Annotated in this window: 13 protein-coding genes; 4 read left to right on the top strand and 9 right to left on the bottom strand. The window is 62.6% G+C overall.

Annotated features, from left to right (window positions below):
- Positions 1-4: 4 nt before the first annotated feature.
- Positions 5-295 carry a WXG100 family type VII secretion target gene (locus ACIQTZ_RS08460; RefSeq protein WP_402979451.1) on the top strand — a complete coding sequence of 97 codons (291 nt, stop codon included), beginning with the start codon at positions 5-7 and terminating at the stop codon, positions 293-295.
- A 66-nt stretch (positions 296-361) separates the two neighbouring features.
- On the opposite strand, the gene ACIQTZ_RS08455 is transcribed toward ACIQTZ_RS08460, so the two are convergent.
- The 5 genes from ACIQTZ_RS08455 to ACIQTZ_RS08435 form a co-directional block, all read right to left on the bottom strand.
- Positions 362-1462, bottom strand: a complete 1101-nt coding sequence (locus ACIQTZ_RS08455; RefSeq protein WP_402979448.1) for an RNase H family protein — start codon at positions 1460-1462, stop codon at positions 362-364.
- 220 nt (positions 1463-1682) lie between these two features.
- On the bottom strand, positions 1683-3308 hold the full coding sequence (gene groL / locus ACIQTZ_RS08450; protein ID WP_397323158.1) for a chaperonin GroEL: 1626 nt from the start codon (positions 3306-3308) through the stop codon (positions 1683-1685).
- Positions 3309-3618: 310 nt separating this feature from the next.
- Positions 3619-3822 carry a cold-shock protein gene (locus ACIQTZ_RS08445; protein WP_217376272.1) on the bottom strand — a complete coding sequence of 68 codons (204 nt, stop codon included), beginning with the start codon at positions 3820-3822 and terminating at the stop codon, positions 3619-3621.
- 157 nt (positions 3823-3979) lie between these two features.
- Entirely contained in the window at positions 3980-4588 is a 609-nt protein-coding gene (locus ACIQTZ_RS08440) for a LytR C-terminal domain-containing protein (RefSeq protein ID WP_402979445.1), read from the bottom strand.
- Between the two features lie 49 nt (positions 4589-4637).
- Positions 4638-4973, bottom strand: a complete 336-nt coding sequence (locus ACIQTZ_RS08435) for a DUF3263 domain-containing protein (RefSeq protein WP_387438035.1) — start codon at positions 4971-4973, stop codon at positions 4638-4640.
- 107 nt (positions 4974-5080) lie between these two features.
- Here ACIQTZ_RS08435 and ACIQTZ_RS08430 point away from each other — a divergent pair, with 107 nt between their 5' ends.
- Positions 5081-5848: a uracil-DNA glycosylase gene (locus ACIQTZ_RS08430; RefSeq protein WP_402979442.1), complete on the top strand. Its 768-nt coding sequence runs from the start codon at positions 5081-5083 to the stop codon at positions 5846-5848.
- 254 nt (positions 5849-6102) lie between these two features.
- Positions 6103-6945 carry a siderophore-interacting protein gene (locus tag ACIQTZ_RS08425; protein WP_402979439.1) on the top strand — a complete coding sequence of 281 codons (843 nt, stop codon included), beginning with the start codon at positions 6103-6105 and terminating at the stop codon, positions 6943-6945.
- Between the two features lie 16 nt (positions 6946-6961).
- On the opposite strand, the gene ACIQTZ_RS08420 is transcribed toward ACIQTZ_RS08425, so the two are convergent.
- The 3 genes from ACIQTZ_RS08420 to ACIQTZ_RS08410 form a co-directional block, all read right to left on the bottom strand.
- Positions 6962-8449, bottom strand: a complete 1488-nt coding sequence (locus ACIQTZ_RS08420) for a threonine/serine exporter ThrE family protein (protein ID WP_400334022.1) — start codon at positions 8447-8449, stop codon at positions 6962-6964.
- A gap of 19 nt (positions 8450-8468) precedes the next feature.
- Positions 8469-9788, bottom strand: a complete 1320-nt coding sequence (locus tag ACIQTZ_RS08415) for a peptidoglycan bridge formation glycyltransferase FemA/FemB family protein (protein ID WP_402979436.1) — start codon at positions 9786-9788, stop codon at positions 8469-8471.
- A 98-nt stretch (positions 9789-9886) separates the two neighbouring features.
- A complete protein-coding gene (locus ACIQTZ_RS08410) occupies positions 9887-10975 on the bottom strand; it encodes a lipid II:glycine glycyltransferase FemX (protein ID WP_402979433.1) in 1089 nt (362 codons plus the stop codon).
- A gap of 220 nt (positions 10976-11195) precedes the next feature.
- On the opposite strand from ACIQTZ_RS08410, the gene ACIQTZ_RS08405 reads away from it, so the two are divergent.
- Positions 11196-11648: a hypothetical protein gene (locus ACIQTZ_RS08405; RefSeq protein ID WP_402979430.1), complete on the top strand. Its 453-nt coding sequence runs from the start codon at positions 11196-11198 to the stop codon at positions 11646-11648.
- Positions 11649-11658: 10 nt separating this feature from the next.
- On the opposite strand, the gene ACIQTZ_RS08400 is transcribed toward ACIQTZ_RS08405, so the two are convergent.
- Entirely contained in the window at positions 11659-12480 is an 822-nt protein-coding gene (locus ACIQTZ_RS08400; RefSeq protein WP_402979427.1) for a DNA/RNA non-specific endonuclease, read from the bottom strand.
- Positions 12481-12515: the final 35 nt, after the last annotated feature.

Here is a 12515-nt window from a genome sequence, read left to right as displayed (position 1 = left end):
ACCCATGAGCGTTATCTCCGTCGATACCGAACTCCTTCAACTCAAGGCTGCCAACGTCAAAGCAACGGTTGACCGCATCAGCACGGACGTTCAGGCCATGAAGCAGGGACTTGATGAACTCCAAGCCACGTGGCGCGGCTCGGCGGCCACCAATTTCCAGTCACTGGTCCTCGAATGGACCCTGACCCAGAACAAGGTGGAGTCCTCCCTCGCATCCATCAACCTCGCCTTGGCGACCGCAGCTTCGAACTACGCCGAGGTTGAGCAGGGCAACACGCAGCGCTTCGCCTACTAGGGGCCGGCTTCCGAAACTCCTGCGGGGCGGCCGTCTTCCCCCTGTGCGGCCGCCCCGCAGGTCAGCCTAGTTTTCGGCAGTTCCTTGGTGGAACCGCAACCTCCACTGGCCCCGGTCAAGAAGCCATACCGAGCTGCGGAGAGCCGAACCCGCGTGGGACAAGCTCCGGTAGTTCAGCAGGATGGTGTTCTCGCTGAGGCGGTCTGCGTTCAGGAGTTCCAGTTCCACGTGCTCCCCCGGATCCTCCTCCAGGGCAACCATCATGGCGTCCCGGGTCCAGAACCTTCCGGACTGGCCGATCTCGGCAAACTCGGGGTGCAGCAACACGCCGATCCTCCCGATATCCGCGCGAACGTCCGGACGGAGCAGTTCGCGTTCGAGGGCCACCACCACTTCCTCGGCCGACAGCTCCGGGGTTGCAGCGGCGTCTTCCAGCTCGCTGAAAAGGTCGGCTTGGCCAAAGATCCCCGACTCGCCAAAGAGCGTGGGCTCGGAATGCAGGCGGGGTGTGCGCTCCAGCCGCGAAGCCGGGAGGGGGCTGGATGCAGGCGCGGCTGGCGCCGAACCGGAGACTGATGATGGAACGGCGAGTGATGCTGGTGCTGCTGTCGGGGCTGCGGCTACGGCCTGGGCCGGAGTACCGCCGGAGGCCGCTGTAGCCCGTGCACGGGCCGGAACGGGCTCTGCGGCTGTTCCAGCGGCGCCCGAGAAGCCGGGTCCACCCGGGGCTGCCACACCTTGCTGGTAGGCCGTTGCCGCAGCACGCGCTCGCTCATCGGCAGCTTCGTTGAGATCGTGGCCCGCATGGCCTTTGACCCACTCGAACGTGTACTTGCGGCCAACAATCGCCTGGTCGATATCTTTGAGGAGGTCCACGTTGAGCACGGGCTTGCCGTCGGCCTTGCGCCAACCCTTCCGTTTCCATCCGGGCATCCACTTGGTGACGCAGTTGATGACGTACTGGCTGTCGCAGAGGATACGCAGCTCTTCCTGGGGGATGTGGGCCGTTGAACGGAACAGGTCAAGGACAGCCATGAGCTCGCCCATGTTGTTGGTGCCGTGCGGCCAACCTCCTGCGCGCCAACAGGAATCGTCAACATACCAGGCCCAACCGGCCGGCCCAGGATTGCCGAGGGCAGAGCCATCGGCGGCAGCAATAATCGTCATGCCTTTAATCCTGCCAGACTGCACTGACACTTTTTGCGGCCCCCGGGAACCCGCGAGGATGCGGGAAGCGTGCCATAACGCCGCAACTCTCCCTGCGAAGTGGCCGGATTCCCACGCAATCGGCGGCCCATCCCCCAGCGGTGAAACGCCGACGGCGGCCCCCACCAAAGGTGAGGACCGCCGTCGTACGTTCTGAGCGTGACGCTGCAGTACAGGAGGCTTAGAAGCCGCCCATGCCGCCCATCTCGTCGCCGCCCGGAGCCGGAGCGTTCTTCTCAGGCTTGTCGGCTACTACAGCCTCGGTGGTCAGGAACAGACCAGCGATGGAAGCAGCGTTCTGGAGGGCCGAACGGGTGACCTTGACGGGGTCGTTGACGCCGGCAGCCAGCAGGTCTTCGTAAACACCCGTGGCAGCGTTCAGGCCGTGGCCGGAAGGCAGGCCGCGGACCTTGTCGGCAACAACGCCCGGCTCGAGGCCGGCATTGAAAGCAATCTGCTTCAGCGGAGCGTCGATGGCAACCTTGACGATGTTGGCGCCCGTTGCTTCGTCGTTCTCGAGGTTCAGGTTGGCGAAGGCCTTGGCACCGGCCTGGATGAGGGCAACGCCACCACCGGCGACGATGCCTTCTTCAACGGCAGCCTTTGCGTTGCGGACAGCGTCCTCAATGCGGTGCTTGCGCTCCTTGAGCTCAACTTCCGTTGCGGCACCGGCCTTGATGACTGCAACGCCGCCGGCCAGCTTGGCCAGGCGCTCCTGCAGCTTCTCGCGGTCGTAGTCGGAGTCGGAGTTCTCGATCTCGGAACGGATCTGGGCAACACGGCCTGCGATCTGCTCGGCGTCGCCTGCACCTTCGACGATGGTGGTCTCGTCCTTGGTGACAACAACCTTGCGGGCGGTGCCAAGGAGTTCCAGTCCAGCGTTCTCCAGCTTGAGGCCAACCTCTTCGGAGATGACCTGGCCGCCGGTGAGGATGGCGATGTCGGCGAGCTGCGCCTTGCGGCGGTCACCGAAGCCCGGAGCCTTGACGGCAACGGACTTGAAGGTGCCACGGATCTTGTTGACGATCAGCGTGGCAAGGGCTTCACCCTCGATGTCTTCAGCGATGATCAGCAGCGGCTTGTTGGACTGCATGACCTTCTCCAGGACCGCAACGAGTTCCTTCACGTTGGAGATCTTGGAGTTGACGATCAGGATGTACGGGTCTTCGAGGACCGTCTCCTGGCGCTCAGCGTCGGTGACGAAGTAGGCGGAGATGTAGCCCTTGTCGAAGCGCATGCCTTCGGTGAGCTCGAGCTCCAGGCCGAAGGTGTTGGATTCCTCGACCGTGATGACGCCTTCCTTGCCCACCTTGTCCAGGGCTTCAGCGATCAGTGCGCCGATTTCCTGGTCGCCGGCGGAGATGGAAGCCGTAGCGGCGATCTCTTCCTTGGTTTCGATTTCCTTGGCGGAGGCCAGCAGTTCGCTGATGACAGCGTCAACGGCCTTCTCGATGCCGCGCTTGAGGGACAGCGGGTCGGCGCCGGCGGCAACGTTGCGCAGGCCTTCCTTGACCAGTGCCTGGGCGAGGACCGTAGCGGTGGTGGTACCGTCACCGGCGACGTCGTCCGTCTTCTTGGCAACTTCCTTGACCAGCTCGGCGCCGATCTTCTCGTAAGGATCGTCCAGCTCGATCTCCTTGGCGATGGAAACACCATCGTTGGTGATCGTGGGGGCGCCCCACTTCTTTTCGAGGACGACGTTGCGTCCACGCGGGCCGAGGGTGACCTTGACGGCGTCAGCAAGGGTGTTCAGGCCCCGCTCGAGGCCGCGGCGTGCCTCTTCATCAAATGCAATGATCTTGGCCATAACGGCGGTAGTCCTTTCGGGACAGTCGTTAAGAAGGTACCTGTCAGGTGGGATGCCCGCGACGGACGATCCTTTGCCTGCGACCTCTGTATGCCGCGCGCTCCGGACCTCACCCCACCAGGGTGTTTCTTGATCCTCCCGGCACCGAATACCATCCCCGAGGCGCCGCGAACGGGCCGGAATTAGCAGTCGATGCGTGGGAGTGCTAAATCAATAATTAGCACTCGACCGTTGAGAGTGCAAGCAGGGGCGCCACCTTGCGCCATACATCCGGGCAGTTTCAGCCGACAGCGGAGAACCGGACTCCGGGTCAGGCGACGCGGACACTCTCGGCCTGAGGGCCCTTCAGGCCTTCGCCGAGTTCGAACTCAACGCGCTGGCCCTCTTCGAGCGCGCGGAAACCGTCCATCTGGATGGCCGACCAATGCACAAAGACGTCATCGCCGGAATCGTCCACAGTAATGAAGCCGTACCCTTTTTCGGCGTTGAACCATTTGACGGTTCCCAAAGCCATGATGCCCACACTTTCACAGTTGCCAAGACCGGTTGACGGGATCTCCGTACCGGAATCAATCCACTGTAACCACAGTCACGGCGCCCGCGCTGCCGCCCGAAGGCAGGGCAGCGTTTTTGTTATTGAGGCTTAACCGGGATGGCTGGAGCACGCGGTTTTACTGGTAGCCGGGTCCCACAACAACCACCAGCGGCTGCTGGACTTCCGGAGACTCCACTACCGAGGTGATGCGCAGGAGGGCAGCAACTGCCTCGGCATTCGCCTTCTGGGCCGGGGCGTTGTAGAACACCACCGAAGTCTGCTGCGGCAGCCCGCCCCAGTTCCCCACCGTGCCGAGTGCCCAACCATCACCCTGGACGATTCCGGCCACGCGGCTGGCGAGGCCCGCCGTCGCGGTGCCGTTGTAGACGGCCACCGCAGTGGTCTTGTCCACCGGGGCCGCGGACGGGGTAGCCGACGCTGACTCGGAAGGCGTGGGTTCACCCGAGGCGATGGGGGCGCTGCCCGTCTCGGACGGGGTTGCGGACGGCACCGCCTCGCTCTGCTGCGAGGCCGGCGCGGAAGTGCTGGACGAGGCAACAGGAGCCACGAATCCAAGACGCGGCAGGATCAGGAAAGCAACCAGGCCGAGCACCAAGGCGACGACTCCAACGGTCAGGACAGGCCACAAGGTGGGGCGGGCTGTCTCCGTGGCGTCGCGGTGCACGCCCTGCCGGGACGCGTTCTGCGGGACCCGGTCGAATTCATCCTTGGCAAATTTGGTCATGGTGAAGCGTTGTCCTTGCTGGTTGCTGCTGACAGATCAGCCTGCCGATTTACGCGTCCGACCCCAAGCGCCGCGCTGTCCGCGCGCGTTGGCGGGACGTACGTAGTCTACGCAGTCTCTTGACCAGCATGGGATCGTGGGCCAATGCGTCCTCGGTGTCGATGAGGGCGTTGAGGATCTGGTAGTAGTGGGTGGCTGAGAGATCGAAGAGTTCCCGGATAGCCTGTTCTTTGGCCCCCGCGTACTTCCACCACTGCCGTTCCAAGGCCAACATCTGTTGGTCCCGCTCGCTCAACGGCGAGTCGCTGCGGACGCCGGCCGCAAGGTCTTCAAGGGCAAAACCCGTTGCCTGCGGCGCCATCGGTTCCGGTGCTGGTTCGGCCACGGCACACTCCTTCGACGCTTGTTGGGGAAAATGTCCTACCCCTATGTTACGGGCGAATAACAAGCCTGTCATTCGCACGCGCAGCCCCGGCAAGGGACAATGGCCGGGTGACTGGCGAGGATGCACTCTTTGACCTTGAACCCAACAACACCACCGACCAGGACTTCGGCGCGCTGCTCGACAGACCCCTCGAGGAACTCATGGCTCCCGACTGGGCAAGCTCCCTTCGGCCTGTTGAGGGAGAGCTCTACGAGGCGTTGGCCTTCGTGTCCAAGCAGGCCAGCCACGGGACGCAGGTCCTTCCGGCAGCCTCCAACCTCCTGCGGGCTTTCCAACGGCCCCTGGCGGACGTCAAAGTGCTCTTGCTCGGCCAGGACCCGTACCCAACGCCGGGACACGCCGTCGGGCTTTCCTTCTCGGTGTCCCGAGAAACCCGGCCCATCCCCCGAAGCCTGGCCAACATCTACCGCGAACTCCACGATGATCTGGGGCTGCCGCCGCGCATACACGGCGACCTCACGGCGTGGTCGAACCAGGGTGTCCTGCTGCTCAACCGCGTGCTCAGCGTCGCGGCAGGGAATGCCGGCTCACACCGCGGCAAGGGGTGGGAGGCCATCACGACGGCGGCTGTCACCGCCGTCGCGAACCGCACCGACGCCGATGGAAAGCAGAAGCCACTCGTCGCGATCCTGTGGGGGAAGGACGCGGAATCCGTGGGGCCACTGTTGAACGGCGCGCCGTCGATCGTGTCCGTTCATCCGAGTCCACTGTCCGCGTCCCGGGGGTTCTTCGGGTCCAAGCCGTTCAGCCGAACCAACGAGCTGCTCGCGGGGCAGGGTGCCGGGCCGGTCGATTGGGAACTCCCCGTTCTCTAGCCCCCACCCACCCCGGACCCTCTCTCACCAAACCACCCCTTTCCACCGTCCCTCTCTCACCAAACCACCCGCCAAACACCGTCCCTCTCTCACCGGCTAGTGCCCGGCGGGAGTCGGTGAGAGAGGGCCCGCCAGAAACCGGCATTAGGTGAGAGAGGGTCCGCCAGAAACGAGCGTTAGGTGAGAGAGGGTTGGGGTGTAACGTTCGACTCATACACAGGCCACGCGCAGCCAATTAGCTTAGGCTTGCCTTCATGCCTGCTGCTCTTCCTGTGACGTCGTCCGCAAACCGCCAAACACGCCCCCAGATCAACCTGGTGGTGCTGCGCAAGGAACGACTTTCGCCGCACATGGTGCGGATCGTGGCGGGCGGCCCCGGCTTCAGCGACTATGCGAACAACGAATTCGTGGACCGCTACGTGAAGATCGTCTTCCCACAGCCTGGCGTGCACTACGAGCTTCCACTGGATCTCTGGGCCATCCGGGAGACCATGCCCCGGGAGCAGTGGCCGCACACCCGGACCTACACCATCCGCTGGGTGGACCTGGAAGCCAGGGAACTGGCCATTGACTTTGTGGTCCACGGCGACGAAGGGCTCGCGGGTCCGTGGGCAGCCGCAGCGGAACCCGGCGACAGCCTGGTCTTCACCGGCCCCGGTGGCGCCTATAACCCGTCGCCCGACGCCGACTGGTACCTCTTCGCCGGTGACGACGCGGCTATCCCGGCCATTGCGGCAAGCATCGAGGCCCTGGGGCCGGACGCCCGCGGCTTCGCGTTCCTGGAAGTGGACAGCGCCGAGGACATCCTGCCCATCGCTGCTCCTTCCGGGGTGGAAGTGCACTGGCTGCAGCGCAACGGAGTGCCGGCGGGATCCAGCGAGATCCTTCTCGACGCCCTCCGCAACCTCGAATGGCTGCCCGGACGAGTGGATGTCTTCGCACACGGAGAGCGCGGCTATATGAAGGGCCTCCGTGAGATCTTCTTCGTGCAGCACGGCCTGGAACGCTCCCAGGTGTCCCTGTCCGGATACTGGGCACAGGGCCGAGTGGAGGAAGTGTTCCAGGCCGAGAAAAAGCTCCCCGTCGGGAAGATCTAGCAAGATCCAGGAAGATCTAGCGGCGCCGAACCCTCCGCCGCTCGTTGCTGGACAGGCCCTTCGTCAGCGGCCTGGCAAGGTTGTCGCCGAGCACGACTCCTGCGGCCACACCGAGGACGATCGCTCCGGCGTTGAGCATCCCGCCCGCACCCGCCAGGATGTCGCCCCCTTCCACAGTCAGTGCATACATCGACCGGAAGATCGTCAGGCCGGGCAGCAGGATCAAGGCTGCAGGAACAGCGACCACCAACTGCGGAGCGCCAAGCTTCAGGGCAACCACACGACCCAACAGACCGATGACCACTGCCGAAATGGCGGGCGACAAGCGGTCGCCAAGACCGAGTTCGCCAACCCCCCACAAAACGAAGAAGCCCACCAAGCCGACCGCCGCCGTCGGGAGTAACAGACGCATTCTTGTCTGTTCGGTGACGCCGATGGCCACCACGGCGATCGCGATCAGGATTGCTTGCCCCCACAAGGGGTAGGCGGGCGGGAACGTATTGGTGACGTCGAGGACCTGGCTGCCCATGAGGGTGCCCACCACCACGGCGACGCCTATACCTGCCACGATGGCCCCGAAAGTGAGCAAGGTGGAGAGGAACCGGCCGGCCGCAGTGACCGGGAAGCCGTTGATCGCATCCTGCACGGAAGAAACCAGCCGACCCGTGGGCAGGAGCAGCAGGATACCGCCGGCCACCACAATGGACGGAGCGATGTCCGCGCCTGCCCAGCGCAGCATCAGGGCAACGAAGGTGACCACGAAGGAACTCGCCATGGTGACAAAGAAGTCCGGAGTCCGCCAACGGATCAACTGGCGCGCCAGCAAGCTGATCAGCATGTTGGACGCGAAGGCGAGGGCGGAAGCCCCGGGACCCCCGCCGAGTACCCCCACGAAGACCGCGGCGAACACGCCGAAGGCAACAGTGACCATCCAGCGTGGGAAGGGCTTGGCGCTCCGGGTAATCTCAGTCAACCGCCGAACGGCCTCGTCGCGTCCCACTCCCCCGGCCACGATGTCCGAAACCAGCTGGTGCACCTGCGCGAGCCCGGCGTAGTTATTGGTCCACGATCGCACCACGCGGAGGAGCGTGATGGGCGTTTGGTCCTTCGGCGCATAGTTGATGGCCACCGACTGGTTGGTGATATCAACCTCGACGTTCTTCAACCCAAGCGCAGCGGTGACCGCAATCATGCTGGTCTCCACCTCCAACGCGCCTGCGCCGTATCGGAACATGGCCTCGGCAAGGTGCAGGGCGAAGTCGATGGTCTTGCGGGCTGAAGCGTCTACACCGGCCACCTGGATGGTGGGGTTGGCGTAGGGGCTTCCAGCCAGGCGGTCCACGATGCTCATTGGCGCCGTAGGTGGACTGTCGCCTTGGACCAACCGCATCAGCATGCGTTTGGCGTTGGCGTTCTGTCGCACCTGCGACGGCCGCAGCGGCTGGGTCTTCGGCAAGCCGTCCGTGTGAGGCCTGCCGCCGGTGCCCTCCGGGCGTTCAGTCATGCAGCGATCCTCCTTTGGCTTAGTTCCTCTTGAGGAGTTTTCCTATGACCGGCAATTGTCCGGGGTTTCGCAAGTTTCCCAAAACCGTCTGGGCGGCTCCTGCGAGCTTCCTGACCGCGCGGTAGGCGGTGTACTTGACGGGGCTGACAGGTGCCACGAAGTCTCCCAACAACTGGACTACCTCTCCGCCGAAACCCTTCTTGAACTCGTACCCGCCGTGGCCGGTCTCATCCTGGCCCTGGATGCCGAACGTGCCGTAGAAGTTGTACCGGGAATACCCGTTGTTCAAAGCGTGGAGCATCATGCCCCAATAGAGCGACGTCGCACCGTTGAAGTAGATGTAGTCCTGGACGGTTCCGCCGATCACGCACGTCAGCTCGTCACCCGAGCACGCAAAGTGGATCGCGGCGACCGTGGCCACACCAACGGAATCCGGGAAACGCTCGATGTCCTTGAGGCTGCGTTCGTAGCTGTCAACGAGGTCCTGGACAACCTTGACCCGGTTGGCTTTCTTCTTACTGCCGGTCTCCTCGACCTCGCGCTTCAGGTCCGCCAGCGTCTTGGATTCAGCCTCGAGTCGCTCCGTGATGGACGCGCGGTACTCGGGGATGTTGATCTTGGCCATCATGAGCTTGGTGAACTCATCAGAGGTGTTGCGGAGGAGCTGCTCGTAATACTCGCGTTCCCGGTACGTGAAGCCCTTCTCATCGCCCGCGGTCTTGAGGGCGTTGTAGAACTCGTCCAGCGTCTCCAGCGTGGCCTGTTCCAGATAGACGCCGTTCTTCTCGGCCTTCCGGATAGCCTTGCGCGTGCGATAGTTCATGCCCATGATGAGCTCTTCGGAGTCCGCCACGCCGTCGAGCGTTTTGATGAACATCCAGTTGATGTTCGCGAAGTTCATGTCGAAGCCCTGATGCTTGAAACCGAGACCCTCAAGTTCCTTGAGGAGCGGCCGGTTGTCTTCGACCTCCGGGTGCTCGGCGCCGTCTTCGTCCCGGGCGATGTACTTCACGTTCGGGGAAATGCGCAGCTCCGCTGCTTTCTTCGAAGCAGCGTGCTTCTTCAAGAGCTCGACGACGGGCCTCACCGCGGCGGCGTCGCTGTAGTCCATCAGTGGTCCCTTGGCGCACTCCGCCACCTTGTAGCCAAGGCGGTTGGAAGTGTAGACCAGCTTTCCGGCAGCAATGAGGCTGCCGCCGCGGTTAATGCCGAAAAGTTCCACCTCCTGCCCACGGGCACGCTGGAAGCGCGTGAGGTCCATGGATTGGATGAAGCTGCTTTGGGGGTGTCCCTTGGCGAAGGTCTCGAAATCAGCGTCACTGAGAATCACAAGTTCCATGTCGGTTCCAGCCTCAATCGGAGTCAAAGAAAATACCTCATCTAGTTGGATAGCACCCGTTGGTGGCCGGGGCGGGCCTTTTTGTCTGGTGGTGTTCTTTAGTAGAACTGGCCGCCGGTACGCATGGTTTCCAGCCGACGGAAGACCTTCTCTCCACCCTTGAGCCAGAGCTTGTACCGTAGCGGGATGAGGACGAGGTCGTAGCAGCCGACGAAATCCGTGACTGTCTTGGTGAAGCTCGTTTTGAACAGACCCATGCCGTACAAGGGGTGGGTTTTGTCCTTGATCCTTGCCGCACTTGGAGTGCCGCAGAAATCGTACTCAACGCAGCCAAGTTCCTGCATGCGCTGGATCGCGGCCCACTGGGTCAGGTGCGAATCGCCGTACTGCTTCCGGTTCTGGGTGGAACCGCCGTCCTTGTACGTGGCCTTCGACCCGTAGTTGATCACGAACGCGCCCACGCTGGGCTGGCCGTCCTCGTAGACGAAGAAGAAGTGGCCTTGGCCGCGGCTGCTGAATTCGTTCCAGAACTTTGCGTAGTAGTCGTAGCTCCGCAACGGCATCGCGCCCTTGGCGTTCACCGTGTTCTGCATGAGGGCGTAGAGCTTCTTGTAGCTTTGTTCGCCGGCTTCCTCCTGGCGGACTTCACAGCCTTCGCGCTCAGCCCGCCGTACCGCATTTCGAGCCCGGGAGGAGATGCTGCGGAGGACCTCGTTGCTCGGCTTGCTGGTGTCCAGGATCGCTGTGGAGTCGTTGGACTGGATGTTGGGGGCCTTGACGAGGCCTGCTGCTTTGAGTTGCCGCTTGCTTTCCTCGGACTCGATAATGTCCGGTTCGATCTTGATGGTGAAGACGTTCATCTTCTGTTCGTGGGCCAGCCTGGCAACGGCAGTGAGCATAGGTTTGATGTCTTCGACTGCGGCAGCGTCCGGTCCCTTGATGAGGTACCAAAGCCGGCCCAGCACCGGGAACTTCTTCTCCAGCAGCAGGTTGTAGCTGGAGTACTCGGCAGTCTCGATGACGAGCCTCCGGACCAGCCAACCGTTGCCGTCCTTGACCGCGGCGTAGGCATCCGACTGCAGCATGTTGCCGCCGATCGGGTTGGCCGTGACGTGCTTGTCCCAGTTATCGATTTCCTCGGCGGTGGCAAAGCGGGCGGTAAATTCTCGCAAGGTGGCCGTGTCCAATCTCAGGGTTCAGTGCAGTGTTCAAAGCGGTGTTCAAAATGCGGGGTGCATGCGGACATGCAGGATCCAGTCTATCGGGCATGGGTAAATCGCCCGATTCCGCCTGCCGCGCTGCCGGAGGCCTGAGTCTTGGTGGTGCACCACTTGTACTGGGGGAATTAAGTTTTGGCGGTGAATTCGTGTGATGGTTACGGGACTATTGACGTTCAGGGGGAAACGAATGCACAGCGCGGACAACAAGGACAGGATCGTCAAAGGTCTGGCCAGGCCCGGAACTCGGGGACCGGCTACCAACGGCAATTACAAGCGCACTGGATCGGTTGTGCTTGTTGCCCTTGTGGCCGTGCTGATCGCATGGGCAGGATCCATTCTTTGGGTGCTCACCGGTGAAAGTGACGTTCCCCCGGATGAAGGGTTCAGGGCCGTTCCCGGCCCCAGCCAGGTCAGGGAAATAACCCTGGGCTGCGGCTCAGGTGGTTGCTGGCGTGAAATGGTCATCGACGTCAAACCCCCTCAGACTGCACCATCGCTCGCGGCCGATATGGGAATCAGCACGGAACAGTGTGGCCCACTAAACCTTTGGACCCTAAGAAAGACCTGCACCGGAGTCGCCGCAGATCACAACGGGGAATTGAGGATATACCTGAAGTACGACCTCCTGATCGATATTTAGAAACACCGCCTCAGAGCTTGATCTGCTCCATGCTCTCCAGTTTTATTGCTTTCGGCGCTTTGCCCAGCTCGCGTTGGCCCCTGGCCAGACGGTCGGCGTTCGTCAGGCGGCTAAGGCTGAGCCCGGTGAGGTCTGCGATTTCCCCGATAGGAACCTGGAACGTCCTGAAGGGTCCGAGGGGCGGAGGTTCGCCCTCGAGGAGCCGCTCGGTGATGGCCTTCTTCAACTCCACCTTTCCCAACAACGGTGACTGGTCCAGGATGAACCCCGCTGCGCCCAGCTTGGCGTCATTGGTCCAAGCGGCAATCTTCCAGAATTTCCTGGGCACCTGCACGCCCCGGTACGGAGGATCGTCGTCGAGCAGTACCGGGCCCGTGAACACGCTGAGCTTGGCGTCAAAAGTATCCGCGTGTTCCAGGACGTGGTCCTCCAGTCCTACCCAGAGTTCCTTGCCTTGGTTAAAGTCGTCCACTTGCGGCGCGGCATTCGTGAAGGAAAACGTGTCCTGGTTGGCCTTCTTGGCTGTCGCTTGGTCACCCCACACGGGATCCAGGCGCCGGACCAAATGGCCTCTGTCAAAGGCGTTGTTCTTGTAGACGTCCGGGCCTGCTTGCTGTTCCTTCGGAACCCGCTCATCGAAATGCCAGGTGCCTTCACGTGCCAACGGGTTCAGTTCACTGCCGCTGATGTTGACCCCCACGATCGCCGCGAGTTTCCGGGCCGTCCGGAATCGCACGGAGAAATGCGTGTAGTCCAACAGAATCGTCGTCGCCGACGGACTGGGCAGCTCAAGGCGTGCCCGCAAGAAATCCCGGTCATATCCCCCGCTCATGGATACAGCATGGCACTAGGGACTGACAGCGAACA

Origin of the sequence: Paenarthrobacter sp. NPDC090520 (assembly GCF_044769205.1) — a bacterium.
Classification (GTDB): Bacteria; Actinomycetota; Actinomycetes; order Actinomycetales; family Micrococcaceae; genus Arthrobacter.
Note: the sequence above shows the minus strand (reverse complement) of the source record. Positions and strands in the feature narration are given on the sequence as shown.

Bases quoted from the DNA above. Each gene is read 5' to 3' on its own strand.
- ACIQTZ_RS08460 (WP_402979451.1), top strand. From the start codon at position 5: ATGAGCGTTATCTCCGTCGATACCGAACTCCTTCAACTCAAGGCTGCC.
- ACIQTZ_RS08455 (WP_402979448.1), bottom strand. From the start codon at position 1,462: ATGACGATTATTGCTGCCGCCGATGGCTCTGCCCTCGGCAATCCTGGG.
- groL (WP_397323158.1), bottom strand. From the start codon at position 3,308: ATGGCCAAGATCATTGCATTTGATGAAGAGGCACGCCGCGGCCTCGAG.
- ACIQTZ_RS08445 (WP_217376272.1), bottom strand. From the start codon at position 3,822: ATGGCTTTGGGAACCGTCAAATGGTTCAACGCCGAAAAAGGGTACGGC.
- ACIQTZ_RS08440 (WP_402979445.1), bottom strand. From the start codon at position 4,588: ATGACCAAATTTGCCAAGGATGAATTCGACCGGGTCCCGCAGAACGCG.
- ACIQTZ_RS08425 (WP_402979439.1), top strand. From the start codon at position 6,103: ATGCCTGCTGCTCTTCCTGTGACGTCGTCCGCAAACCGCCAAACACGC.
- ACIQTZ_RS08420 (WP_400334022.1), bottom strand. From the start codon at position 8,449: ATGACTGAACGCCCGGAGGGCACCGGCGGCAGGCCTCACACGGACGGC.
- ACIQTZ_RS08415 (WP_402979436.1), bottom strand. From the start codon at position 9,788: ATGGAACTTGTGATTCTCAGTGACGCTGATTTCGAGACCTTCGCCAAG.
- ACIQTZ_RS08405 (WP_402979430.1), top strand. From the start codon at position 11,196: ATGCACAGCGCGGACAACAAGGACAGGATCGTCAAAGGTCTGGCCAGG.
- ACIQTZ_RS08400 (WP_402979427.1), bottom strand. From the start codon at position 12,480: ATGAGCGGGGGATATGACCGGGATTTCTTGCGGGCACGCCTTGAGCTG.